Below are 25,251 nucleotides of genomic sequence, written 5' to 3' on the forward strand. Positions count from 1 at the left end.
CCATAGTTTGGCGTTGTGCCAGCGGCCCCGTAGAATTCGCCCGACGATTCCAGGAGCCGACCCGATGCTGACGGTGATTTCCCCCGCCAAGACCCTCGACTACGACACCCCGCCGGTAACCCAGCGCCACACCCTGCCCCAGTACCTGGACGATTCCCAGGAACTGATCGGGCAACTGCGCGAACTGGCGCCGGCGCAGATCGCCGAGCTGATGCACCTCTCCGACAAGCTCGCCGGCCTCAACGCCGCCCGCTTCGGCAGTTGGACCCCGGACTTCACCCCGGCCAACGCCAAGCAGGCACTGCTGGCGTTCAAGGGCGACGTGTATACCGGGCTCGACGCCGAGAGCCTTAGCGAGGATGACTTCAGCTACGCCCAGGACCACCTGCGCATGCTCTCGGGCCTGTACGGCCTGCTGCGCCCGCTGGACCTGATGCAGCCCTACCGCCTGGAAATGGGTACCAAGCTGGCCAATGCCCGTGGCAAGGACCTGTACGCCTTCTGGGGCACGCGCATCAGCGAGTGGCTGAACCAGGCCCTGGCCGACCAGGGTGACGACGTGCTGCTGAACCTGGCCAGCAACGAGTACTTCAGCGCGGTGAAGAAGAGCGCGCTCAAGGCGCGGGTGATCGATGTCGACTTCAAGGACCTGAAGAACGGCCAGTACAAGATCATCAGCTTCTACGCCAAGAAGGCCCGCGGAATGATGAGCCGCTTCGTGATCCAGGAGCGGATCAACGATCCGGAGCAGCTCAAGCGCTTTGATGTGCAGGGGTACTACTACAGCGCCGAGCAGTCGAAGCCGGATCATCTGGTGTTCCTGCGCGATCACGCTGAGGGTTGATGGCCCCGGGGGCTGCTTCGCAGCCCCACCCCACCCTTGCCCTGCAACGGGGCACGCGCTCACCCTTGAATTCGCCAAATTACAGACGCCAAAAAACCACCAGCCCTATCCATATTGCAAAACGCCATAAGACCGTTCGTAGTTTTTTGACGAAAATTGAAAAAAATTTTCGCATGATGGCCTAAAACCATCCCCCTGCGATTTCGCCCTTTATATACGGGGACGAAACTGCCGCGTGCTATCAGATTGAAAGTATTTCCCTCTGAAAAAATATTTAGAAATCTTTCATGGTGACGAAACCGCCCCCGGAACTTCTGCCAAGGGAGATGGCTCATAGCACCCGTAACGCGTTTCAAGCGCCCGGCGTGAGAGATGACTTACAGATGACAAAGGGCCGCCATTCTCAACCGGCCCGAAAACTTCAACGGCGGTACAGGAAGTGCCAAAAGCCATTATCCATGCAGGAGACAAGCGCCCCTAAAATTCGTCCTAGTGGTTGATTTCAAAGGATTTATCCACTTGAAAAAACAAGCACAGCACTTCACCAGCGGTGAATTGCAATAACGACGGCTGCATTTCAGGGCACGCCATTTTTAATATTGGCCTTTGACTGCCAACTTTGAGTGCATAACTTCTGCGCTCCGGATTTATTCATGCCTGCGTTCGGTGAAGTGTCAATTCGCCATGGATCCGTGCGCCCGAAAACTGCTGGTCAATCAACCCAGTCGGCTCTTCGCTGAAGGGCTGACGTGATAAACACATGAGGTGAATGCGATGCGTATCAGCATCTTTGGTTTGGGTTATGTGGGTGCAGTCTGTGCAGGTTGCCTGTCGGCACGAGGCCATGACGTGATTGGTGTGGACGTTTCCAGCACCAAGATCGACCTGATCAACCAGGGCAAGTCGCCCATCGTCGAACCGGGCCTCGAAGAACTGCTGCAACAGGGCATCGCCAACGGCCGCCTGCGCGGCACCACCGACTTCGCCGAAGCCATCCGCGCCAGCGACGTGTCGATGATCTGCGTGGGCACGCCGAGCAAGAAGAACGGCGACCTGGGCCTGGAATACATCGAGTCGGTATGCCGCGAGATCGGCTACGTGCTGCGCGACAAGGCCAGCCGTCACACCGTGGTGGTGCGCAGCACCGTGCTGCCGGGCACCGTGAAGAACGTGGTCATCCCGATTCTGGAAGACTGCTCGGGCAAGAAGGCCGGCGTCGACTTCGGCGTCGCGGTCAACCCGGAGTTCCTGCGCGAAAGTACCGCGATCAAGGACTACGACCAGCCGCCGATGACCGTCATCGGCGAACTGGACAGCGCCAGCGGCGACGTGCTGCAGGCCCTGTACGAAGAGCTCGACGCACCGATCATCCGCAAGCCGGTCGAAGTGGCCGAGATGATCAAGTACACCTGCAACGTCTGGCACGCGACCAAGGTCACCTTCGCCAACGAGATCGGCAACATCGCCAAGGCCGTCGGCGTCGATGGCCGCGAGGTGATGGACGTGGTCTGCCAGGACAAGGCGCTGAACCTGTCGCAGTACTACATGCGCCCAGGCTTCGCCTTCGGCGGTTCGTGCCTGCCGAAGGACGTGCGCGCCCTCACCTACCGCGCCGCCAGCCTCGACGTGCGCGCCCCGCTGCTCGACTCGCTGATGCGCAGCAACGAATCCCAGGTGCAGAACGCCTTTGACATCATCGAGAGCCACGACAAGCGCAAGGTCGCCCTGCTCGGCCTTTCGTTCAAGGCCGGCACCGACGACCTGCGCGAAAGCCCGCTGGTGGAGCTGGCCGAACGCCTGATCGGCAAGGGCTACCAGCTCGACATCTACGACCAGAACGTCGAGTACGCCCGTGTCCACGGTGCCAACAAGGACTACATCGAGTCGAAGATCCCTCACGTTTCCTCCTTGCTCAACGCCAACTTCGAGCAGGTGGTGGACAACGCCGAGATCATCATCCTGGGCAACCGTGACGAGCAGTTCCGTGCCCTGGCCCAGCAGGCACCGGAAGGCAAGCAGGTGATCGACCTGGTCGGTTTCATGAGCAAGCCGACCTGCGCCACCAGCCGCACCGAAGGTATCTGCTGGTAAACCCGGCCGGGCGGCGCGTCCCTCCCCAGCGCGCCGCTCGACCTCCCCCGAATTCTCGACGGATGCCGAACATGCAAAGGTTCCAGACCATGCTGCTGCAATGCGCCGGCTGGCTGCTCTACATGAGCCTGCTCATGCTGATCGCCCTGGCCCTGCCCAGCGACATCTTCGACTCGCAGTCGAAGCACTTCATCTTCCTGGTCGGTGCCGTCGGCATCTGGCGTTACTCCATGGGCGCCACCCATTTCATCCGCGGCATGATCTTCCTGTACATCGTGTACCCCTACCTGCGCCGCAAGGTGCGCACGCTGGGCCAGGCGGCCGACCCGTCGCACGTGTACCTGATGGTCACCAGCTTTCGTATCGAGGCCCTGACCACCGCCCAGGTGTACAGCTCGGTAATCCGCGAGGCCATCGACTGCGGCTTCCCCACCACCGTGGTCTGCTCGCTGGTGGAGAAGTCCGACGAGCTGCTGGTGAAAAGCCTGTGGGCCAAGTACAACCCACCGTCCCACGTGACCCTGGACATCGTGCGCATCGCCGGCACCGGCAAGCGTGACGGCCTGGCCTATGGTTTTCGCGCCATCTCGCGGATGCTGCCGGACGAAAACGCCGTGGTGGCGGTGATCGACGGCGACACTGTGCTGGCCGAGGGCGTGGTGCGCAAGACCGTGCCATGGTTCGGCCTGTACCCCAACGTCGGTGGCCTGACCACCAACGAGTTCTGCGAAGTGCGCGGCGGCTACATCATGAGCGAGTGGCACAAGCTGCGCTTCGCCCAGCGCCACATCAACATGTGCTCCATGGCACTGAGCAAGCGCGTGCTGACCATGACCGGGCGCATGTCGATGTTCCGCGCAAGCGTGGTGACCAACCCCGAGTTCATCGCCGACGTCGAGAGCGACTCGCTGATGCACTGGCGCCTGGGCCGCTTCAAGTTCCTCACCGGCGACGACAAGTCCAGCTGGTTCAGCCTGATGCGCCTGGGCTACGACACCTTCTACGTGCCCGATGCCGCGATCAACACGGTCGAGCACCCGCCGGAAAAAAGCTTCATCAAGGCCAGCCGCAAGCTGATGTACCGCTGGTATGGCAACAACCTGCGGCAGAACTCCCGCGCCCTGGGCCTGGGCCTCAAGCGCCTGGGGCTGTTCACCAGCATCGTGCTGCTCGACCAGCGCGTGTCGATGTGGACCAGCCTGCTGGGCCTGACCGTGGCGGTGATCGCCAGCTTCAAGTTCGGCCTGCAGTTCCTGCTGGTGTACCTGCTGTGGATCGGCATCACCCGGCTGATCCTCACCGTCATGCTGCTGTGCTCGGGCCACAACGTCGGCCCGGCCTACCCGCTGATCCTCTATTACAACCAGATCGTCGGCGCGGTGATGAAGATCTACGTGTTCTTCCGCCTCGACAAGCAGTCCTGGACCCGCCAGCCCACTGCCCTCAAGCGCGACCTCGCAAGTTTTCAACAATGGTTCAACACCTGGTCCTCGCGGACCATGACCTTCTCGGCCGCGAGCATCTTCGTCGCCGTGCTGTTCATGGTCGTGTGAGCCCCCGGATCGGACAACAGGAACGAATATCGCCATGAATACCGCCGTGAACGTCAATGTCGTGCATGAATCCGAAGCGCAGCGCCAGCACGCCCGGGTGCGCATCCCCGCCAAGCTGCGCTACCTGGATGGCAACCGCGAAGCGCAGGAGGTGAAGGTTGACGACCTGTCCGCCGGAGGCCTGTCCTTCCACGCGAAGAAACCACTGCCGGAAGGCGAAGTGCTGCGCGGTCGCCTGCAGTTCGTGGTCGACAACCTCGGCCTGTCGATGGACGTCGAACTGCTGGTGCGTACCAGCAGCCGCGAGACCGGCCGCACCGGTACCGAGTTCCAGAACCTCGAGCCGCGCGACATCGCCACCCTGCGCCACATCATCACCAGCCACCTGTCCGGCGAGCTGATCAGCGTCGGCGATGTGCTCAGTACCCTGCAGCGCGACAACTTCACCAAGGCGCGCAAGCAGAAGGACGGTGGCTCCGGTCTTTCCGCCTTCGGCCGCCTGCGTGCGGTCACCGTGACCGCCGGGGTGTTCGTGGTCGGCCTGGTGGCCTTCGGCTTCGTCGCCAAGTCGCTGTACGGCCTGTATTTCGTCAGCCATGCCGAGGCCGGCGTGGTCGCGGTGCCCACCACCAACGTCACCATGCCCCGCGACGGCAGTCTGCAAAGCCTGGTGGAGAACGGCGCGACCGTGGCCAAGGGCGCGCCGCTGGCGACCTTCAACACCAGCATGCTCGACCTGCTCAAGGGCCATCTGGACGACGCTCAGCTGGAGCCGGCCAAGGTCGAGGAACTGTTCGGCAAGCAGCTCTCCGGCACCCTCACCAGCCCGTGCGACTGCGTGGTCTCGCGCCAGCTGGTGGATGACGGCCAGTACGCCAGCAAGGGCCAGCCGGTGTTCGCGCTGATCCCGCGCACCAGCGTCCCGACCATCGAGGCGCGCTTCAGCTATCGCCAGTTCGACGAAGTGAAGCCGGGTACCCAGGTCAACTTCCAGATCGCCGGCGAGGACGAAGTGCGCACCGGGCGGATCACCGGTAGCTCCAGCCTGGACACCGACAACCTGGCCTCCGACATCCGCGTGCAGATCAAGCCCGACGGCAGCCTGCCGGCCGAGCTCGCCGGGCGCCCGGCCGCGGTCAACAGCGACCGTGGCCCGTCGCTGAACTGGCTGATCGACAAGGCCGTGGCCCGTGGGCTGTAAGAGGATCATGCCGATGACCAGCAGACACCCCGGCTCCCACAGTGAGGCCTTCAGCCTCGGGTTATGCACCCTGGCCCTGGCCATCACCCTGGCTGGCTGCGCCGGCCTGCCCGACCAGCGCCTAGCCAATGAAGCGCTCAAGCGTGGCGACACCGCCACCGCCGAGCGCAACTACAAGGCTCTGGCCGACCTCGGCTACAGCGACGCCCAGATCGGCCTGGCGGACATCCAGGTCGGTACCCGCGACCCGGCCAAGCTCAAGCAAGCCGAAGCCACCTACCGCGCCGCAGCCGCCACCTCGCCCCGTGCCCAGGCGCGTCTCGGCCGCCTGCTGGTGGCCAAGCCCGACAGCACCCAGGCCGAGCGTGAAGAAGCCGAGTCGCTGCTCAAACTCGCCGCGCAACAGGGCGAAGGCAACACCCTGATCCCCTTGGCGATGCTCTACCTGCAGTACCCGCAGAGCTTCCCCAAGGTCAACGCCCAGCAGCAGATCGACCAGTGGCGCGCCGCCGGCAACCCCGAGGCGGGCCTGGCCCAGGTCCTGCTGTACCGCACCCAGGACACCTACGACCAGCACCTGGGCGATGTGGAGAAGATCTGCAAGGCGGCACTGGCCAGCACCGACATCTGCTATGTCGAACTGGCCACCGTCTACCAGAAACGCGCCCAGCCCGACCAGCAGGCTGCCCTGCTCGAACAACTCAAAGCCGCTCATGCCCGTGGCGCCGTGCCGGCCACCCGGGTCGACAGCGTCGCCCGGGTACTGGCCGACCGCAGCCTCGGCCAGACCGACGAGAAGACTGCCAAGGACCTGCTCGAGCAGGTCGCACCGGCCAACCCGACATCCTGGGTAAGCCTGGCGCAACTGCTCTACGACTTCCCCGAGCTGGGCGACACCGACCAGCTGATGGCCTACATCGACAAGGGCCGCGAGGCCGAGCAGCCCCGCGCCGAACTGCTGCTGGGCCGGCTCTACTACGAAGGCAAGAGCGTGCCCGCCGACGCGCAGAAGGCCCAGGAACACCTGCAGGCCGCCGCCGATGCCGGCGAGGTGAGCGCCGACTACTACCTTGGCCAGCTCTACCGCCGTGGCTACCTGGGCCAGGTCGAGCCGCAGAAAGCCGTGGACCACCTGCTGGCCGCCGCCCGCGGTGGCCAGAACAGCGCCGACTACGCCCTGGCCCAGCTGTTCAGCGAAGGCCACGGCATCCGCCCGGCGCCGACCAATGCCTGGGTATTCGCCCAGCTCTCACAGGTCAACCCGACCCCGCAGTCGACCGAACTGCTGCAACAGCTCGACCAGCAGCTCACGCCCGACCAGCGCAACCAGGCGCAGAACCTGCTGGCGCAGGAGAAGCAGGCGCGCGGCAGCATGGCCCGGGGCGCCAACAGCACCCTGGCCATCGAAGCGCTGCAGGACGAGAAAGACGACGTAGACGCCGAGGATTCGCTATGACGCTCAACCCCTTCGTGAAAGCCGGCATCGGCCTGGGCTTCGCCCTGCTGTGGTCGATGCCGACCCTGGCGGCCGAAACCGCGCAGAAGAACTTCGGTCTCGACGTGAAGATCACCGGCCAGTCCGAGGACGACCGCGACCTGGGCACCCGCTCCGGCGGCGACGTCAACGGCCTGGGCCTGGACCTGCGGCCCTGGGTGTACGGCGAGCGCGGACACTGGAGCGCCTTCGCCATGGGCCAGGCGGTGGCCGCCACCGACATCATCGAGACCGACACCCTGCGCCAGAACGACGACGGCACCACCATCGACAACGGCGACGACAGCCGCAAGCCGGACAAGAGCTACCTGGCCATGCGCGAGTTCTGGATCGGCTACAGCGGCCTGACCCCCTACCCCGGCGAGCAGCTGCGTTTCGGTCGTCAGCGCCTGCGCAGCGACGACGGCATGTGGCGCGACACCAACATCGAGGCGCTGAACTGGACCTTCGACACCACCCTGCTCAAAGCCGACCTGGGCGTGGCCCAGCGCTTCAGCGAATACCGCACCGACCTCACCGAGCTAGCTCCAGAGGACAAGGACCGCACCCACGTCTACGGCAACGTCGCCACGCAGTGGACACCCGGCCACTGGGTCGGCCTGCGCGCCCACCACACTCATGATGGCGGCAGCCTGAAGAGCCCCGGCGAGACCGTCGACGCCCTCGACAAGACCCGCACGGGCGATCTGACCTGGCTGGGCCTGGAAGCCAACAGCGACGCCTACAACTGGCGCAACGACCACACCGTCAACTACTGGGGCAGCGTCACCTGGCTGACCGGCGACCGCGACACCCTCAGCAGCCAGGCGGTGGGCAACGAACAGGTCGCCACCGGTAAACAGAGCGGCGACGTCAACGCCTGGGCCACCGACCTCGGCATCCGCTTGCGCCTGGACCCGCAATGGCAGGTCGGCGCGGCCTATGCCCGGGGCAGCGGTGGTGGCGGCAGCGACGGTTCGAACAACTTCGAGCAGACCGGCCTGGAGAGCAACCGCTCCAACTTCACCGGCACCCGCTCGCGCGTGCACCGCTTCGGCGAAGCGTTCCGCGGCGAGCTGGGCAATCTGCAGGCGGCCACCCTGTTCGCCTCCTGGCAGCTGCGCGACGACTACGACGCCAGCTTCATCTACCACAAGTTCTGGCGCGTCGACGGCAAGCAGAACATCGGCTCCAGCGGCATCAACGCGGTGGTCGACGACGGCGGCATCAGCCGCCCGCTGGTGCAGGGCGAGAAAGACCTGGGCCAGGAGATGGACGTGGTCGTCACCAAGTACTTCAAGCAAGGCCTGCTGCCGGCCTCGATCAGCCAGTCGATCGACGAACCGTCGGCCTTGGTACGCCTGCGCGCCGGTGTGTTCAAGCCGGGCGACGCCTATGGCAAAGAGGCCGACTCGTACATGCATCGCGCCTTCGTCGACGTAATCTGGCGCTACTGAGGCCGGGAGAGGATAGCCATGAACCTGCACCCGAACCTTCGCCACAGCCTGCTCGCCAGCGCCCTGCTGCTGGCCGGCGGCCTTGCCCAGGCCGCCGAGCCCGAGATGGCCAAGGGGCTGCAACAGGCCAAGACCTACACCGTGTCCAGCGCGCCAATCGAGCCGCTGAAGATGGCCCCGCCCAAACTGCCTGACCTGTCCGGCTACACCGCCGAGGCCGTGCAGAAGAAGATCGACCGCCGCCACAAGGGCAAGGTCAGCGTGCGCCGCATGCTCCAGGAGGACACCCTCAAGGAGTTCATCGGCGGCGACAACAAGGGCGCCGAGTGGGTGCGTCGCCAGCACGGCATTCCCCAGGCGATCTTCGTCGACGACGGGCATGTCGACTTGGCGGAGCTGAGCAAAAAGGTACCCGACCAGTACCTGCGCGAGACCGCGCCAGGTGTCTACCTCGCCCGCCTGCCGATCGTGGTCGGGCGCAAGGGCGTGCTGGAGATCGACGGCAAGGTCAAGGAGCTGCGCCTGTCCGAAGAAGGTGGGTCGTTCATCGTCAACGACGGCAAGCTGTTTGTCAGCGACACCCAGGTGACCGGCTGGCGCGAGCAGGCCAATGGCCCGGCGACCTTCCGCAAGCCCGATGAATTCCGCCCGTTCCTGCTCAGCTGGGGCGGCACCGAGACCTATATCGTCAACAGCAAGATGGCCAGCTTCGGCTACGCCAAGTCCAAGTCGTACGGGGTGAGCATCTCGCAGTACACACCGAACATGGCCAAGCAGATGGGCCGCCCGGAACCCACCGGCTGGATCATCGGCTCCGAGTTCAGCGACATGTGGTACGGCTTCTACTGCTACGAGACCCAGGACTTCGTGATCAAGGACTCGACCTACCGCGACAACATCGTCTACGGCATCGACCCCCACGACCGTTCGCACCGCCTGATCATCGCCGGCAACACCGTGTACGGCACCAAGAAGAAGCACGGGATCATCGTTTCGCGCGAGGTCAACGACAGCTGGATCATCAACAACAAGAGCTACGACAACAAGCTCTCGGGGGTGGTGATCGACCGCAACAGCGTCAACAACCTGATCGCCTACAACGAGATCTACCGCAACCACACCGACGGCATCACCCTGTACGAGAGCGGCGACAACCTGATCTGGGGCAACAAGCTGATCAACAACCGTCGCCACGGCATCCGCGTGCGCAACAGCGTGAACATCCGCCTGTACGAAAACGTCGCCATGGCCAACGGCCTGGTGGGCGTGTACGGGCACATCAAGGACCTCTCCGACACCGACCGCGACATCGCCCTCGACCCGTTCGACACCAAGGTGTCGCTGATCGTGGTCGGCGGCGAGCTGGCGGCCAACGGCTCCGGCCCGCTGTCGATCGACTCGCCCCTGTCGGTGGAGCTGTACAAGGTGTCGATGCTGATGCCGCGCAAGGCCAACGGCATCAGCTTCAACGGCGTGCTCGGCGAGCGCCAGGACGAAATCCTCGACCTGCTGGTGCGCCAGCAGAAGGCCGTGCTGATCGACCCGGTCGAACGCCAGACCGAAATGATCGACTAAGGAAGCCCAGACCATGACTCCACACCTGATGAAACTGCTGGGCCTGTCCGCCGCCCTCCTGGCCATCAGCCAGGGCGTGCGCGCCGATGAGGTCAAGGCGCCGACCTTCAGCGCCGAGCCCTGCTGCCAGCTGTGCCCCGAGGCCCACGACGCCAGCCGCTACACCACGCGCTACCAGCAGAACTTCACCACCCTGGTGCAGGCCCAGGGCGACTGGCTGTTCCGTACCCGCGAAGACCTGCGCACCGAGTTCGACACCACCCCGGGCGGCTACAAGCGCCTGCAGCAGGTGCACGACGCCTTCAAGAAGCGCGGCGTCGAGCTGGTGGTGGTGTACCAGCCGACCCGGGGCCTGGTGAACCGCAACATGCTCAACCCCGAGGAGAAGGCCGCCTTCGATTACCAGAAGGCACTGCGCAACTACCAGGCCATGCTCCAGCGCTTCGCCAAGATGGGCTACAACGTGCCCGACCTGTCGCCGCTGACCAACGAGCAGCTGGCCGCGGCCGACCAGGGCAAGGACTTCTACTTCCGTGGCGACCAGCACTGGACGCCCTATGGCGCCGAGCGCGCGGCGAAGATCGTCGCCGACACCGTGCACCAGATGCCGGCCTTCGAAGGCATCCCGCGCAAGGAATTCGAGACCAAGAAGTCCGGCCGCATGGGCAAGACCGGCACCCTGCACAACGTCGCCGGCCAGCTGTGCGGCACCAGCTATGCGGTGCAGTACATGGACCAGTTCGCCACCGAGCCCAAGGGCGGCGCCAGCGGCGGCGACGACCTGTTCGGCGATTCGGGCAACGCGCAGATCACCCTGGTCGGCACCAGCCACAGCGGCAAGAACTACAACTTCTCGGGCTTCCTCGAGCAGTACATCGGTGCCGATGTGCTCAACGTCGCCTTCCCCGGCGGCGGCCTGGAAGGTTCGATGATCCAGTACCTGGGCAGCGAGGAGTTCCAGAACAACCCGCCGAAGATCCTGATCTGGGAGTTCTCCCCGCTCTACCGTCTCGACCAGGAAACCATCTGGCGGCAGATCCTCGGCCTGCTCGACGACGGCTGCGACGACCGACCGGCCCAGATGAGCGCCAGCGCCACCCTCAAGCCCGGCAAGAACGAGCTGATGGTCAACGGCAAGAACGGCGTGATCAAGGACCTGGTCAACCGCAACCACCAGCTCGACATCAAGTTCGAGGACACCTCGGTGAAAGTGCTGCAGGCCACCCTGTGGTACCTCAACGGCCGCCACGAGGACATCAAGATCGAGAAGCCCGAGACCTCCGACACCGATGGGCGCTTCGTCTTCCAGATGCGCGAGGACGAAGACTGGGCAGGCCAGAACCTGCTAGCCCTGGAGGTCCAGGGGCCGGAAAGCGGCACGCAGAAAGTCGAAGCCAAACTCTGCAAACGCAACAACTTCGCCAGCCCCGCGCAGCACACCGCGCAAGCTGGCCAGTGAGGCGACCATGACCACCATCAGCAGCAAGACCGCTCCCGCCCTGCTCGCCCTCGCCCTGTTCGGCGGCGCGGCGCAGGCCGCGCTGGTACCGCCCCAGGGTTACTACGAGGGCATCGAAAAACTCAAGACAGGCGACGGCAATTTCCGCTGCGAAGCCGCGCCCAAGCCCTATACCGGCGCGCTGCAGTTTCGCAGCAAGTACGAAGGTTCGGACAAGGCCCGGGCGACGCTCAATGTCGCCTCGGAAAAAGCCTTCCGCAAATCCACCGAGGACATCACCACCCTCGAGAAAGGCGTCAGCAAGATGGTAGGCCAGTACATGCGCGACGGCCGCCCGGCACAACTGGACTGCGCCTTGACCTGGCTCGACACCTGGGCACGCGCCGATGCGCTGATGTCCACCGATTACAACCATACCGGCAAGTCCATGCGCAAATGGGCCCTGGGCAGCATGAGCGGCTCGTGGCTGCGCCTGAAGTTCTCCAACTCGCAGCCACTGGCGGCGCACCGCGCCGAAGCCGAGCAGATCGAGAAATGGTTCGTGCGCCTGGCGCGCCAGACCGTGCGCGACTGGAGCGACCTGCCGCTGGACAAGATCAACAACCACAGTTACTGGGCGGCCTGGTCGGTGATGGCCACCGCCGTCGCCACCGGCCAGCAGGATCTGTTCGACTGGGCGGTGAAGGAATACAAGGTCGGTGTCAACCAGATCGACGAGCAGGGCTTCTTGCCCAACGAGGTCAAGCGCAAGCAACGCGCCCTGGCCTACCACAACTACGCCCTGCCGCCGCTGGCGATGATCGCCAGCTTCGCCCAGGCCAACGGCGTGGACCTGCGCAAGGAAAACAATTTCGCCCTGCAACGGCTTGGCGAAGGCGTGCTGGCCGGTGCCCGCGACCCTGTTCATTTCAACACCCGCGCCGGCGTGAAGCAGGACCTGAAGGACCTGAAGATCGACAGCAAGTACGCCTGGCTCGAGCCGTGGTGCGCGCTGTACCAGTGCGTCGGCGACACCCTCGAGCGCAAGCATGACATGCAGCCGTTCAACAGTTTCAGGCTGGGGGGCGATGTGACGCGGGTCTATGACCCGGGCGCAGAAAAGAAGTAAGGCCAGGGGCCGCTTTGCGGCCCATCAATGGTTTAGGCAACAAAGGTTTCCCCTGCATTGTCGCGGGGGGTTTGGGGGGCGCTGTGCCCCAGGTGCTGTGCATAACTAGGAGAACCGGGATGGTCTTCTCGTCCAACGTGTTCCTGTTCCTGTTCCTGCCGGTTTTCCTCGGCTTGTACTACGTGAGCGGGAACCGCTATCGCAACCTGCTGCTGCTGGTTGCCAGCTACATTTTCTACGCCTGGTGGCGGGTGGACTTCCTCGCCCTGTTCGCCGGGGTCACCCTGTGGAACTACTGGATCGGCCTGAAGGTCGGCGCCGCCGGCGTGCGCACCAAGCCCGCGCAGCGCTGGCTGCTGCTGGGCGTGGGCGTCGACCTGTGCATCCTCGGCTACTTCAAGTACGCCAACTTCGGCGTCGACAGCCTCAACGCGATCATGACCTCGATGGGGCTGGAGCCGTTCATCCTCACCCACGTGCTGCTGCCGATCGGCATCTCGTTCTACATCTTCGAGTCGATCAGCTACATCATCGACGTGTACCGCGGCGACACCCCGGCCACCCGCAACCTGATCGACTTCGCCGCCTTCGTGGCGATCTTCCCGCACCTGATCGCCGGCCCCGTGCTGCGCTTCAAGGACCTGGTCGACCAGTTCAACAACCGCACCCATACCCTGGACAAGTTCTCCGAAGGCTGCACCCGCTTCATGCAGGGCTTCATCAAGAAAGTGTTCATCGCCGACACCCTGGCGGTGGTCGCCGACCACTGCTTCGCCCTCGAGAACCCAACCACCGGTGACGCATGGCTCGGCGCGCTGGCCTACACCGCGCAGCTGTACTTCGACTTCTCCGGCTACAGCGACATGGCCATCGGCCTGGGCCTGATGATGGGCTTTCGCTTCATGGAGAACTTCAAGCAGCCCTACATCAGCCAGTCGATCACCGAGTTCTGGCGGCGCTGGCACATCAGCCTGTCGACCTGGCTGCGCGACTACCTGTACATCACCCTGGGCGGCAACCGCAAAGGCACCTTCAACACCTACCGCAACCTGTTCCTGACCATGCTGCTGGGCGGGCTGTGGCACGGCGCCAACTTCACCTACATCATCTGGGGCGCCTGGCACGGCCTGTGGCTGGCCATCGAGCGCGCACTGGGGCTGGACACCAACCCGCAGCGCTTCAACCCGGTGAAATGGGCCGTCACCTTCCTCCTGGTGGTGGTCGGCTGGGTGATCTTCCGCGCCGAGAACCTGCACGTGGCGGCGCGCATGTACGGCGCCATGTTCAGCTTCGGCGACTGGCAGCTGTCGGAACTCAACCGCGCCAACCTCACCGGCCTGCAGGTGGCCACGCTGATCGTCGCCTACCTGAGCCTGGCGTTTTTCGGCCTGCGCGACTTCTACCGCAATGCAACGCCCGCGCCCAAGGCCACCCCGGTGCAGATCAACGCCGACGGCTCGGTGGGCCTGGACTGGACGCGGATCATGACCCGCGCCCTGGTCCTGCTGCTGTTCGCCGCCTCGGTGCTCAAGCTCTCGGCGCAGAGCTACTCACCGTTCCTGTACTTCCAGTTCTGAGGCCTGAATCATGAACCGGACACTTCGCATCACCTATTCGCTGACGTTCATGGGCCTGCTGGTCGGGCTGGGCGCATGGTCGGTCGGCGGGCTGGAAAGTTTCAACCGCACAGGGCAGATGACCCTGCTCGACGGCAAGCTGGCCAAGGCCGCCGAGACCCACTACGACGAGCAGTTCCCGATCAAGCGCGTTGGCACCAACCTGTGGGCCGCGCTGGACTTCAAACTGTTCAACGAAGGCCGCCCCGGCGTGGTGCTGGGCCGCGACCAGTGGCTGTTCACCGACGAGGAGTTCAAGCCCACCGCCGGCGCGCAGCAACAGATACAGGACAACCTGGCACTGGTGCGTGGAGTGCGTGACGCACTGCAACGCCAGGGCGTGCAACTGGTGCTGGCGATCGTCCCGGCCAAGGCCCGCCTCTATTCCGAATACATCGGCAAGGAGGCGCCGGCCAGCCTGCACGACGAGCTGTTCAACCAGTTCCACGCCCAGGCGCGCCAGGCCAATGTGTTCGCCCCCGACCTGCTGGCGCCGCTGGAGCAGGCCAAGGCCCGCGGCCAGGTGTTCCTGCGTACCGACACCCACTGGACGCCGATGGGCGCCGAAGTGGTCGCGCAATCGCTGGCCGAAGCCGTCGATCGCCAGCAGCTGCTCACCGGCGAGCCCCAGGCGTACATCACCGAGGCCGGCGCCAGCGCGCCGTACAAGGGCGACCTGACCAACTTCCTGCCGCTGGATCCACTGTTCAGCAACCTGCTACCCACTCCCGACACCCTGCAACAACGCAAGACCCACCCGGTGCAGGCCGAAGGCGACGATGCGCTGTTCACCGACAGCCGGATCCCGGTGGCGCTGGTGGGCACCAGCTACAGCGCCAACCCGCACTGGAACTTCCTCGGCGCCCTGCAGCAGGCGTTGCACAGCGACGTCGCCAATTACGCCGAGGACGGCCACGGCCCGCTGCTGCCGATGCTCAAGTACCTGCAGAGCGACGCTTTCAAGAACGCCCCGCCACAGGTCGTGGTGTGGGAATTCCCCGAACGGTATCTGCCAATGAAGAACGACCTCAGCGCCTTCGATCCGCAGTGGATCGCGCAGCTGAAGAACTCCCGTCAATCCGAAGAAAACCTGGCCCTGTCGTCCAATCGGACGGACCACTGAAGATAGAGAGGAATACGCACATGACCACCAAGACTTCCATTGCCAAAGCCCTCACCCTCGCCGCCGGCCTGTCCCTGGCCTCGCTGCAGGCCTTCGCCGGCGCCGATGCCGCCCTCTATGGCCCGAGCGCGCCGAAAGGCTCGACCTTCGTGCGCCTGTACAACGCCGCCGGCAGCCCCGCCGCCGCGTCGGTCGGCAACACCCAGATCAAGCAGGTCGGCGCCCAGGCCAGCAGCGACTTCAGCTTCCTGCCCGGCGGTGACTACACCGCCCAGGTCGGCGGCAAGAGCGTCCCGGTGAAGCTCGCCGCCGACAAGTACTACACCCTGGTCAACAGCAGCAGCGGCAACCCGCAGCTTATCGAAGAGCCGCCGTTCAAGAACAAGCAGAAGGCCCTGGTGCGGGTGCAGAACCTCAGCGACCAGTCGCTGACCCTGAAGACCGCCGACGGCAAGACCGAAGTGGTCAGCCCGGTGGCCGCCAAGGGCCGTGGCGAGCGCGAGATCAACCCGGTCAAGGTCAACCTGGCCCTGTATCAAGGCGACAAGAAAGTCGGCGACGTCAAACCCGTCGCCCTGGCGCGCGGCGAAGCCGCCGTGCTGTATGTCACCGGTTCCGGCAATAGCCTGTCGCCGGTATGGGTCACTCGCCCCGTGGCTAGCAACTGATTCCCCTGCCTCTAAATGACTATTGGAGAAACATGATGATCCCGGTAATTCTTTCTGGTGGTAGCGGTTCGCGTCTGTGGCCTCTGTCGCGCAAGCAGTTCCCCAAGCAGTTCCTGGCCCTGACCGGCGAACACACCCTGTTCCAGCAGACCATCGAACGCCTGGTGTTCGATGGCATGGACACGCCTATCGTGGTCTGCAACAAGGACCACAAGTTCATCGTCCAGGAGCAGTTGAACGCACTGCAACTGCAAACCCAGGCCATCCTCATGGAGCCGTTCGGCCGCAACACCGCGCCGGCGGTGGCCATGACTGCAATGAAACTGGTCAACGAAGGCCGTGACGAGCTGATGCTGGTGCTGCCGGCCGACCACGTGATCGAGGACCAGAAGGCCCTGCAACGCGCCCTGGCCCTGGCCACCGTGGCCGCCGAGCGCGGCGAGATGGTGCTGTTCGGCGTACCGGCGACCAAGCCCGAGACCGGCTACGGCTACATCCGCTCGAGCCAGGACGCGCTGCTGCCCGAGGGCGTGGCGCGGGTCGCGCAGTTCGTCGAGAAACCCGACGAGAAGCGCGCCAACGAGTTCGTCCGCGCCGGCGGCTACTTCTGGAACAGCGGCATGTTCCTGTTCCGCGCCAGCCGCTTCCTCGAAGAGCTGAAAAAGCACGACCCGGACATCTACGACACCTGCCTGCTGGCCCTGGAGCGCAGCCAGGAGGACACCGATGCGCTGAGCATCGACGAAGCCACCTTCGCCTGCTGCCCGGACAACTCCATCGACTACGCGGTAATGGAGAAGACCCAGCGCGCCTGCGTGGTGCCGCTGTCGGCCGGCTGGAGCGACGTCGGTTGCTGGTCGTCGCTGTGGGACGTGCACGAGAAGGATGCCGACGGCAACGTCACCAAGGGCGACGTGGTGGTGCAGGACAGCCGCAACTGCATGATTCACGGCAACGGCAAGCTGGTGTCGGTGATTGGCCTTGAGAACATCGTGGTGGTCGAGACCAAGGACGCCATGATGATCGCCCACAAGGACAAGGTTCAGGGGGTCAAGCAGCTGGTCAACACCCTTGACGCCCAGGGCCGCACGGAAACCCAGAACCACCTGGAGGTGTACCGCCCGTGGGGCTCGTACGACTCGGTGGACATGGGCGGGCGCTTCCAGGTCAAGCACATCACCGTCAAACCCGGCGCCAGCCTGTCGCTGCAGATGCACCACCACCGTGCCGAGCACTGGATCGTGGTGTCCGGCACCGCCGAAGTAACCTGCGACGAGAACGTGTTCCTGCTCACCGAGAATCAGTCCACGTACATTCCCATCGCCTCGGTGCACCGCCTGCGCAACCCGGGCAAGATCCCGCTGGAGATCATCGAGGTGCAGTCCGGGAGCTACCTGGGCGAGGATGATATCGAACGGTTCGAGGATGTGTATGGGCGGACTTCGACGCCAGTGGAGCGTGGGGTTTCGGTGAAGACCATCGCGCAGTAACAGCCGCAAGTCATAAGCTGCAAGCGGCAAGAAAAAGCGAAACGGCGGTGAATCGAAATGTTCGATTCGCCGCCGTTTCGCTTTTTCTTGTGGCTTGCAGCTTGCAGCTCGGCGCTCCAAGATAATCGAACCCCCGCCACCAAGGCCTGCCCCACCATGATCATCGGCGCCCTGCTCGTTCTCACCTGGCTGGTCCTGCTGCTGCGCTACCCGGCCAAGGCCCTGCCGATTTCCATGGCTGGCGTCTGTGGCCTGGGGCTGGTGGCGCTGTACGTGGTCTGGCAGGACACCCGCGAAGCCTCGCAACTGGCCCGCCTCGATATCCGCCTGGTCTACGCCCCCGACCAGTGCCCCGCCGACCGCGCCCTGCAGGTGCGCATGAAGAACGGCAACCAAGTCCCGCTCAGTGAACTGCGCTGGCGCGTCGGCGCCTATGCGCCGGGCGATACCGTGAACCTGGCCGAGAACACCTACGCCGCACCGCGCTATCGTGGCCCCGGGGAACTGCAGCCGGGCGCCGAATGGACCGATTGCCTGCCATTGCCACCGCTGCGCTCGGGCTATCGGCCACAAACACTGGAGTTCCGTGCCGAGCACCTGCAAGGTACATTCGCCAACTGAATCCTCTCTTCCGAACACAGGCCCGCCCCATGCCCACCGTCCTGATCACCGGTTGTTCCAGCGGCATCGGCCGCGCCCTGGCCGACGCCTTCCGCGATGCCGGCCATGAAGTCTGGGCCACCGCCCGCAAGGCACAGGATGTCGAACAACTGGCCGCCGCCGGTTTCAATGCCCGTCAACTGGACGTGAACGACGCAGAAGCCCTCGCCCGTCTGGCCGAGGAGCTGCAAAGCCTCGACATCCTGATCAACAACGCCGGCTACGGCGCCATGGGCCCGCTGCTCGACGGCGGCGTCGAGGCCATGCGCCAGCAATTCGAGACCAATGTCTTCGCCCTGGTCGGCGTGACCCAGGCACTGTTCCCGCTGCTGCGCCGTTCCCGGGGGCTGGTGGTGAACATCGGCAGCGTGTCGGGTGTGCTGGTGACGCCCTTCGCCGGTGCCTATTGTGCCTCCAAGGCCGCCGTGCACGGGCTGAGCGATGCCCTGCGCCTGGAGCTGGCGCCTTTCGGGGTCAGGGTCATGGAGGTGCAGCCGGGCGCGATCGCCTCGCAGTTCGCCAGCAATGCGCAACAGCAGGCCGAGCAGGTGCTGGCGAGCAGTTCGCCGTGGTGGCCGCTGCGCGAGCAAGTTCAGGCCCGGGCGAGGGCCTCGCAGGATCGGCCGACACCGGCGGCGGTGTTTGCCCAGGGATTGTTGGCGGCGACCCGCAAGTCGCCGGTGCCTGCGCTGGTGCGTATCGGCAATGGCAGCACGGCCTTGCCGTTGATGGCCCGGCTGTTGCCGCAGCGCCTGCTGGATTGGGTGTTGCGCAAGCGCTTCGGATTATTGCGACCGCTCTGACGTCATCGCGGGGCAAGTCGCATCGGCGCACCGCCGCTCCTACGCATACCTGGGAGCCCCCGCGATACTGCTCAGACCTGATCGAACGCCTGCCAGCCGCCACCCAGCGCCTTGTACAGCCCCACCAGCGCCTGCGATACCGCCGCCGAACTGTCGATCCACTGCTCCTCGCTGGCCAGCAACGCCGACTGCACCGTCAGCACGTTGAGAAAGTCCACCGCCCCTTCCACGTACTGGCGCTGCGCGGTCTCCAGGGCGATGCGGTTCTGCCGCACCGCCTCGGCCAGGTGATCACGGCGCAACTGGCTGGCGTTGTACAGACGCAGCACATCGTCGATCTCATGCCAGGCGCCCAGCACCACCTTGCGGTAGTTCAGCGCCGCCTCCTGCTGCTGGGCCTCGCGAAGCTCCAGCTGGCCCTTGAGCCGACCGCCTTCGAAGATCGGCAACGACAGCTGCGGCCCGAAGGCGAACCGGCGCGAGTCCCAGGCCCCGAAATCGGACAGTTGCATGGCCTGGAAACCGACACTCCCGGACAGACGGATGCTTGGATAGAAATCGGCCTTGGCCACGCCGATGCTGGCGGTGGCCGCATGCAGCCGGGCCTCGGCCTGGCGGATATCCGGGCGGCGCTCGGCCAGCTCCGACGGCACGCCGATGGCGAAACGCTGCTGCGGCGCGGGCAGCTCACCGCCTTGCAGCAGCTGGGCCTGCAAACAGCGCGGCGGTTCGGCGGCGAGCAGGCTCAGGGCATTGATCAGGTCGTCGCGACGCGCCTCCAGAGTCGGCAGGCGCGCCTCGATCGATGCCACCTGGGCGCTGGCCTGGGCGACATCGAGCCGGGTGGCGACACCTTCGGCCTGGCGGCCTTGGGACAGTTTCAGACTGTGCCGGGCGACCTTGAGGTTGTCCTGGGTGATATCCAGGGTGTGCTGCACGGCCCGCAGCTGGATGTAGTTGCCGGCAGTCTCCGACAACAGCGCCAACAGCACGCCTCGGCGGTCGTTTTCGGCCACCGCCACGCTCGCGTCGGCGGCCTCGACCTGGCGGCGCACGCGCCCCCACAGGTCCAGTTCCCAACCGGCGACCAGGTCACCCTGCCACAAGTTGTACGCCGACTTGCCGGCCTTGCCGGAGGGGTCGTTCAACCCTTCGGCGCTGTTGCGCGCCCGGCTGTAACCTGCGTTTGCATCCACCGTGGGCATCTCGTCAGCCGCCACGGTGCTGCGCAAGGCGCGGCTCTGCAGCAGGCGGGCACTGGCCATCTGCAGGTCGAGGTTGCGCTCGGTGACTTTCTGGATCAGCGCGCTCAACTGGGCGTCGTGGAAACTGTCCCACCAGCGCAGTTCCATTGGCTCGGCGACCGGCTGGCTGGCCGCGGCCTCACCTTGCAACGAGGCCCAATCCTGAGGCGCTTCGCTGGGCGGGCTCTGGAAGTCCGGTCCTAGTGTGCAGCCGGCAAGCAACATGGCCAGCAGCAAAGGACTCAAGCGTGATGCCGCTTTCATCGCGCAGTCACCTCTTTACCGGCCAGCGTGTCACCCTGGGTGTCGATGACCGCCTCCACCGACATGCCCACCCGCAAGCGCTCCAGCAACGGCTGGCCGTCGTCGAAGACAATCTTCACCGGAATGCGCTGCACCACCTTGGTGAAGTTGCCGGTGGCGTTGTCCGGCTTCACAGCGGCGAAGGTCACGCCCGTTGCGGGGGCGATGCTCTCGACGCGGCCGTGGAGTTTCTCGCCGGAGAAGGTATCGACGCTGATGCTCACCGGCTGGCCCGGCTGCACATGGGTCAACTGGGTCTCCTGGAAGTTGCCGACGATGTAGGCGCGCGCCAGCGGCACCACCGACAACAGCCGCGCGCCCGGGTTTACGTAGGCGCCTACACGCAGGGCGCGCTCGCCGACCATGCCGTCCACCGGCGCGGTGATGCGGGTGTAGGACAGATCCAGTCGGGCTTTCTCCAGGCCGGCCTCGGCCCGTTTCAGCTGGCCATCGGCACTGGCCACCTGGGCGCCGAGGATATCCACCTGCTTGCGCGTCGCCACCAGCGCCGCCTGGGTGTTGGCCAGCCGGGCGCGGGCCTGGTCAACGCCACTTCGCGCCTGCTGGGCATTCTGCACAGTGCCGGCGCCCTGCTCGGCCAGGCGGCTGTAGCGGGTCACCTCATGATCGGCGAAGGCCGCTTCGGCCTGGGCCGCCTTCACCGCGGCCTCGGCCTGGGCGATCAGCGAGGCCTGGCGCTCGAGGGTGGCGCGGGCATCCAGGCTCTGCGCCCTGGCCACCAGCAACTGGGCCTGGGCCGCGTCGAGGGCGGCCTGGTAGTCACGCGGGTCGATGGTCGCCAGCAACTGGCCGGCCTTCACCTGCTGGTTGTCCTCCACCAGCACCTCCTTGATAAAGCCCGCCACCTTCGGCGCGACCACGGTGTAGTCGGCGGTTACATAGGCATCGTTGGTGCTCTGGCGATGGTCGCTGCCGAACATCCAGGGGCCGACGATGGCGGCCAGCACGGCCACGGCGAGCACCGAGCCGATAAGGATTGTCTTGCGCTTGTTGGTCATTTCAAGGTCTCGGATTCATCCACGGATCAGGCCACCGCACGCGGCGGGAAAATCCGGGTAGGCACGAAGGGGATCAGGCAGATCAGGGCGACGGCGATACCCGCCATCACCAGGTACAGGTCGGCCGAGGTCAGCACCAGGGCCTGTTCATGGATGCGCTTGGCCAGGCCAGCGGCGTTGTCGTCGATCAGCGGCGCGTTGCCCAGACTGTCGACCAGGTGGTTGGAATGAAAATGCCGGCGCAGGGTGCCCAGGGCATCGAGCAGACCACCGGCGATCACCGCCGACAGCCCCTTGACCGTGTTGAACCAGGCGGAGGCGAACGGGCCTTCCTGCGGGGGCATGCCGTTGGTCGACAGCATCAGCAGCGGCAGCACCGCCATGGGCTGGCCGAACACCTGCAGCAGGTAGAACGGGTAGAAGTCGCCGCGGATCCACTGCGAGGTCAGCAGGCTGCTGCCCACGCACGAGGCCGCCAGCATGGCCAGGCCCATCGCCAACACCCAGCGGCAGTCCACCGCACGGATGTTGCACAACGCCGCGGTCAACGGCAGGGCGATCAGTTGAGGCATGGCCACCAGCATCATCAGCGGGCTGGTCTGCGCCGGGCGGTAGCCCTGGATCTGCGCCAGGTAGGCGGACGGAATGCTGCCCACGCCCGAGAGCACGACCAGCACCCCGGCCAGGGTTACCAGGGCGAAGCTCAAGTTGCGTCGCGTGAGCATGCGCAACTGGAAGAACGGCAGCGGCTCGGACCATTCATTGAACATGAACAGCGCCAGCAGCAACACGCCAACGCCGAGCAGCCAGCAAATCAGCGGCGAGTCGAACCAGCCCCAGCGGTCGCCCAGCGACAGCCCGAGGACGATGCAACTGATCGCTGGCAGACCGAGCAACACGCCGCGCCAGTCCAGTTGCCTGAAGCGCTCGAGGCGCAGCGGATCCTGGGGCAGGCCCCAGCCGACGCAGGCGATCGCCAGCAGCGAGGGCAGGATGATCTGCCAGAACGCCCACTGCCAGCCGACGTACTCGGTCCACAGGCCCGCCAACGGCGTGCCGAGGTTCGGCCCGAAGGTGGCGGTCAGGGCGTAGCAGGCCAGGCCGTAGACCTTGATCCCCGGCGGCAGGAAACGCAGCGCCACGCTCATCAGCATCGGCGGCAAGGCGCCCGAGGCGAAGCCCTGCAGCACACGCAGCAGCATCAGGCTATGCAGGTTGGGGGCGAAGGGCTGGATCAGGCCAAGCACGGCGAACACGCCGACGGCGCTCATGGTGAAGCGGCGCAACGAGAAGGTGGTGGCCAGCCAGGGCGCGAAGGCCATGGCCGAGACCGAGGCGGCGGCATACACCGCCAACAGCCAGGCACCTTCGTCGGCGCCGATGCCCATGGCGCCACGAATGTCGCTCAGGGAAATCTTGGTCACCGCCTCGTTTAGCCCGGCGCACAGCACCGCCAGCAACACGCCGAACAGCCCGACCACTACCCGCAGGCCGAACGCCGTCTGCGCGGGGGCGGCCGGTGCGGGAGCGGCGGCCAGCGCGGCGCAGGGCGCGGTCAGGGAACTCATGGATAGACATCTCCAGCAACAAATTCAGGGCTGGAGCAAGTCTAAGTAGGTCGAATACTGACGAAAACTGACTTGTTGGCAGGTTTATGTTGCGTCAGACGCAATCCATGGAGATCGGCGGCGCCCGCTTCGTGGGCCCCCTCCCACCGGTTCACCGTTGCACTCGAGCCTTGCTGGGACTCTGTGGGAGCGGCCTTGTGTCGCGAAAGGGCTGCGCAGCAGCCCCAGGATTTCAGCGTTCATGCAAAGATCGTCGGGGCCGCTTTGCGGCCCTTTCGCGACACAAGGCCGCTCCTACAGGGAACGCGCAGGGTTTGAGGCCGGCGTGGGCTCGCCCGCGCAGCAGGCGCGCATGGTCTGGCGCAACCAGCGATGCGCCGGATCGTTGTCGAAACGCGGATGCCAGGCCTGCATCACCCGCACCCGCTCCAGCGGCACCGGGATCTCGAACGAGCGCAGCGGCAGGCCGAACTTGGTCACGCTGCCGAGGATGTTCGCCGGCATCGGCAGGATCAGGTCCGACTCTGGCAACGAGAACATCGCCGAATGGAAACTCGGCGTGATCAGCGCCACCCTGCGCTGCACGCCATGGGTACCCAGCTCCACATCGATGGGGCCGTTGGCCCGTCCGCGTCGTGACACGCTGATCTGCGGATAGCGGGCAAAGCGCTCCGGGGTGATCTCGGCGTCGAAGATCGGGTGGTCGGCCCGCGCCAGCCCGACGAACCAGGTGTCGAACAGGCTCTGCACCTTGATCTCCGGCCCCATGTCGATACTCGAACTGACCACCAGGTCGATCTGCCCGTGGCGCAGCACCAGGTCATCGTCGCCCTGGTGCTCGGGGACGAAGCGCAGCACGGTGTTCGGCGCCTGCTCGAGCATCATGTGCAGCAGGCGCGCGCCATACAGGGCGATGAACAGGTCGTTGGTGCGGATGTTGAAGGCCCGGTCGAGGTTCGGCAGGTCGACCTCGTCGCCACTGCGAAACACCAGACCGGCCTGCTCCACCAGCGCCCGGACCTGGTCGCGCAGGGCCAGTGCCCGTGGTGTCGGCACCAGACCACGGCCAGCGCGTACCAGGATCGGGTCGCCCATGGCCTCGCGGATGCGCCCCAGCGTGCGGCTCATGGCCGCCGGGCTCAGGTTCATGCGCTGGGCGGCGCCGACCACGCTGCCTTCGTCGAGCAGGGCATCGAGGGCGACGAGCAGGTTCATGTCCGGGAGTTGCATGGCCGTTTTCCGTGACAGCTGTGGGAAACGCGATGGTATCAGGTTGGTGGATTGCGTCAGGCGCAATGGCACCGTGCGTGGGCGGCCATTTATCCATGTGGGCGAATGAACCGAGAATGGTGTGGCCTCATCGCCGGCAAGCCGGCGCCCACTGGCAGCGCATCTCCCTGTGGGAGCCGGCTTGCCGGCGATGAGGCCAACACTGCCATCCATTCTCCAAAGGATTGCCCATGCCCCACCCGGTCCTGATCGCCATCGACGCCTCCCCCGCCAGCCACGCCCTGCTCGACCTAGCCCGCCGCTACTGCCGCCCGGGCGAACACACCCTGCACGTGCTGCTGGCCATCGACTCGACCTTCGCCGTGCACGATCACCGCACGGCCTACACTGAGGAGGAGCTGGAGGAGTACCCCGCCGCCTGCGACGAACAGCAATTGGCCGAGCACGCCGTGAACAGCGCCGTGGGCATCCTGTGCGAAGCCGGCTTCGAAAGCCTGGGCTGCATGGTCGCCGGCCAGCCGGTGGAGGCGATCATCACCAAGGCCCGGGAGCTTGAATGCGAGCTGATCATCATCGGCCACCGCCACTTGTCGCGGGTCGGAAGGCTGCTGGATCCGTCGATCAGTGCCAAGGTGATTGATCGGGCACATGTACCCGTTCTGGTAGGCGTGCCGACTGACGTTGGCTGAAGTCTCGCGATAAGCTCACCGCCACCATCGCGTGGCAAGCCCGCTCCCAGAGCATCCTCATACTCGTGGGAGCGGG

Annotated in this window: 20 protein-coding genes; 16 read left to right on the plus strand and 4 right to left on the minus strand. The window is 65.2% G+C overall.

Going from position 1 to position 25,251, the window contains the following annotated elements; all coding sequences use genetic code 11:
• Nucleotides 1-64 precede the first annotated feature (64 nt).
• The 15 genes from yaaA (at nucleotide 65) to K5H97_RS24650 (ending at nucleotide 19,122) form a co-directional block, all read left to right on the plus strand.
• Nucleotides 65-844 (plus strand): peroxide stress protein YaaA, encoded by a 780-nt coding sequence (yaaA, locus tag K5H97_RS24580; protein ID WP_028689572.1) that lies wholly within the window; start codon nucleotides 65-67, stop codon nucleotides 842-844.
• 774 nt (nucleotides 845-1,618) lie between these two features.
• Nucleotides 1,619-2,935 carry a nucleotide sugar dehydrogenase gene (locus K5H97_RS24585; protein WP_028689571.1) on the plus strand — a complete coding sequence of 439 codons (1,317 nt, stop codon included), beginning with the start codon at nucleotides 1,619-1,621 and terminating at the stop codon, nucleotides 2,933-2,935.
• A gap of 71 nt (nucleotides 2,936-3,006) precedes the next feature.
• Complete coding sequence (locus K5H97_RS24590) at nucleotides 3,007-4,488, plus strand: glycosyltransferase family 2 protein (protein WP_036985902.1); 1,482 nt, start codon at nucleotides 3,007-3,009, stop codon at nucleotides 4,486-4,488.
• Between the two features lie 34 nt (nucleotides 4,489-4,522).
• Nucleotides 4,523-5,689, plus strand: coding sequence for an alginate biosynthesis protein Alg44 (locus tag K5H97_RS24595; RefSeq protein ID WP_028689569.1), 1,167 nt, complete (start codon nucleotides 4,523-4,525; stop codon nucleotides 5,687-5,689).
• A 7-nt stretch (nucleotides 5,690-5,696) separates the two neighbouring features.
• Nucleotides 5,697-7,145, plus strand: coding sequence for an alginate biosynthesis TPR repeat lipoprotein AlgK (algK, locus tag K5H97_RS24600; protein ID WP_081791542.1), 1,449 nt, complete (start codon nucleotides 5,697-5,699; stop codon nucleotides 7,143-7,145).
• A complete protein-coding gene (locus tag K5H97_RS24605) occupies nucleotides 7,142-8,620 on the plus strand; it encodes an alginate export family protein (RefSeq protein WP_028689567.1) in 1,479 nt (492 codons plus the stop codon). Before algK ends, K5H97_RS24605 begins: the two co-directional genes overlap by 4 nt.
• An 18-nt stretch (nucleotides 8,621-8,638) precedes the next feature.
• Nucleotides 8,639-10,195, plus strand: coding sequence for a mannuronan 5-epimerase AlgG (gene algG, locus K5H97_RS24610; protein WP_028689566.1), 1,557 nt, complete (start codon nucleotides 8,639-8,641; stop codon nucleotides 10,193-10,195).
• 13 nt (nucleotides 10,196-10,208) lie between these two features.
• Complete coding sequence (locus K5H97_RS24615) at nucleotides 10,209-11,654, plus strand: alginate O-acetyltransferase (protein ID WP_028689565.1); 1,446 nt, start codon at nucleotides 10,209-10,211, stop codon at nucleotides 11,652-11,654.
• A 7-nt stretch (nucleotides 11,655-11,661) separates the two neighbouring features.
• The gene (locus K5H97_RS24620; protein WP_028689564.1) at nucleotides 11,662-12,762 is read left to right on the plus strand and encodes a mannuronate-specific alginate lyase; all 1,101 of its coding nucleotides are present in this window, start codon (nucleotides 11,662-11,664) and stop codon (nucleotides 12,760-12,762) included.
• 119 nt (nucleotides 12,763-12,881) lie between these two features.
• Entirely contained in the window at nucleotides 12,882-14,339 is a 1,458-nt protein-coding gene (locus tag K5H97_RS24625; protein ID WP_028689563.1) for an MBOAT family O-acyltransferase, read from the plus strand.
• Between the two features lie 10 nt (nucleotides 14,340-14,349).
• Nucleotides 14,350-15,501 carry an alginate O-acetyltransferase gene (locus K5H97_RS24630; protein WP_028689562.1) on the plus strand — a complete coding sequence of 384 codons (1,152 nt, stop codon included), beginning with the start codon at nucleotides 14,350-14,352 and terminating at the stop codon, nucleotides 15,499-15,501.
• Between the two features lie 20 nt (nucleotides 15,502-15,521).
• Nucleotides 15,522-16,169 carry an alginate O-acetyltransferase AlgF gene (locus K5H97_RS24635; RefSeq protein WP_028689561.1) on the plus strand — a complete coding sequence of 216 codons (648 nt, stop codon included), beginning with the start codon at nucleotides 15,522-15,524 and terminating at the stop codon, nucleotides 16,167-16,169.
• A 35-nt stretch (nucleotides 16,170-16,204) separates the two neighbouring features.
• Complete coding sequence (locus tag K5H97_RS24640; protein WP_028689560.1) at nucleotides 16,205-17,659, plus strand: mannose-1-phosphate guanylyltransferase/mannose-6-phosphate isomerase; 1,455 nt, start codon at nucleotides 16,205-16,207, stop codon at nucleotides 17,657-17,659.
• Between the two features lie 156 nt (nucleotides 17,660-17,815).
• Nucleotides 17,816-18,280, plus strand: coding sequence for a hypothetical protein (locus tag K5H97_RS24645; RefSeq protein WP_028689559.1), 465 nt, complete (start codon nucleotides 17,816-17,818; stop codon nucleotides 18,278-18,280).
• Between the two features lie 29 nt (nucleotides 18,281-18,309).
• Nucleotides 18,310-19,122 (plus strand): SDR family oxidoreductase, encoded by an 813-nt coding sequence (locus tag K5H97_RS24650; RefSeq protein ID WP_028689558.1) that lies wholly within the window; start codon nucleotides 18,310-18,312, stop codon nucleotides 19,120-19,122.
• A gap of 71 nt (nucleotides 19,123-19,193) precedes the next feature.
• Here the strand turns inward: K5H97_RS24650 and K5H97_RS24655 are convergent, their stop codons facing one another.
• From K5H97_RS24655 to K5H97_RS24670, 4 genes are all read right to left on the minus strand, one after another.
• Nucleotides 19,194-20,630 carry an efflux transporter outer membrane subunit gene (locus K5H97_RS24655; RefSeq protein ID WP_028689557.1) on the minus strand — a complete coding sequence of 479 codons (1,437 nt, stop codon included), beginning with the start codon at nucleotides 20,628-20,630 and terminating at the stop codon, nucleotides 19,194-19,196.
• Entirely contained in the window at nucleotides 20,627-21,688 is a 1,062-nt protein-coding gene (locus K5H97_RS24660) for an HlyD family secretion protein (protein WP_028689556.1), read from the minus strand. Before K5H97_RS24660 ends, K5H97_RS24655 begins: the two co-directional genes overlap by 4 nt.
• A gap of 26 nt (nucleotides 21,689-21,714) precedes the next feature.
• Entirely contained in the window at nucleotides 21,715-23,256 is a 1,542-nt protein-coding gene (locus K5H97_RS24665; RefSeq protein ID WP_028689555.1) for an MFS transporter, read from the minus strand.
• A gap of 294 nt (nucleotides 23,257-23,550) precedes the next feature.
• Nucleotides 23,551-24,486, minus strand: coding sequence for a LysR family transcriptional regulator (locus K5H97_RS24670; RefSeq protein WP_028689554.1), 936 nt, complete (start codon nucleotides 24,484-24,486; stop codon nucleotides 23,551-23,553).
• Nucleotides 24,487-24,716: 230 nt separating this feature from the next.
• On the opposite strand from K5H97_RS24670, the gene K5H97_RS24675 reads away from it, so the two are divergent.
• The gene (locus K5H97_RS24675) at nucleotides 24,717-25,175 is read left to right on the plus strand and encodes a universal stress protein (protein WP_028689553.1); all 459 of its coding nucleotides are present in this window, start codon (nucleotides 24,717-24,719) and stop codon (nucleotides 25,173-25,175) included.
• The last annotated feature ends 76 nt before the right edge of the window (nucleotides 25,176-25,251 follow it).

This window comes from Pseudomonas mosselii, assembly GCF_019823065.1.
Classification (GTDB): Bacteria; Pseudomonadota; Gammaproteobacteria; order Pseudomonadales; family Pseudomonadaceae; genus Aquipseudomonas; species Aquipseudomonas mosselii.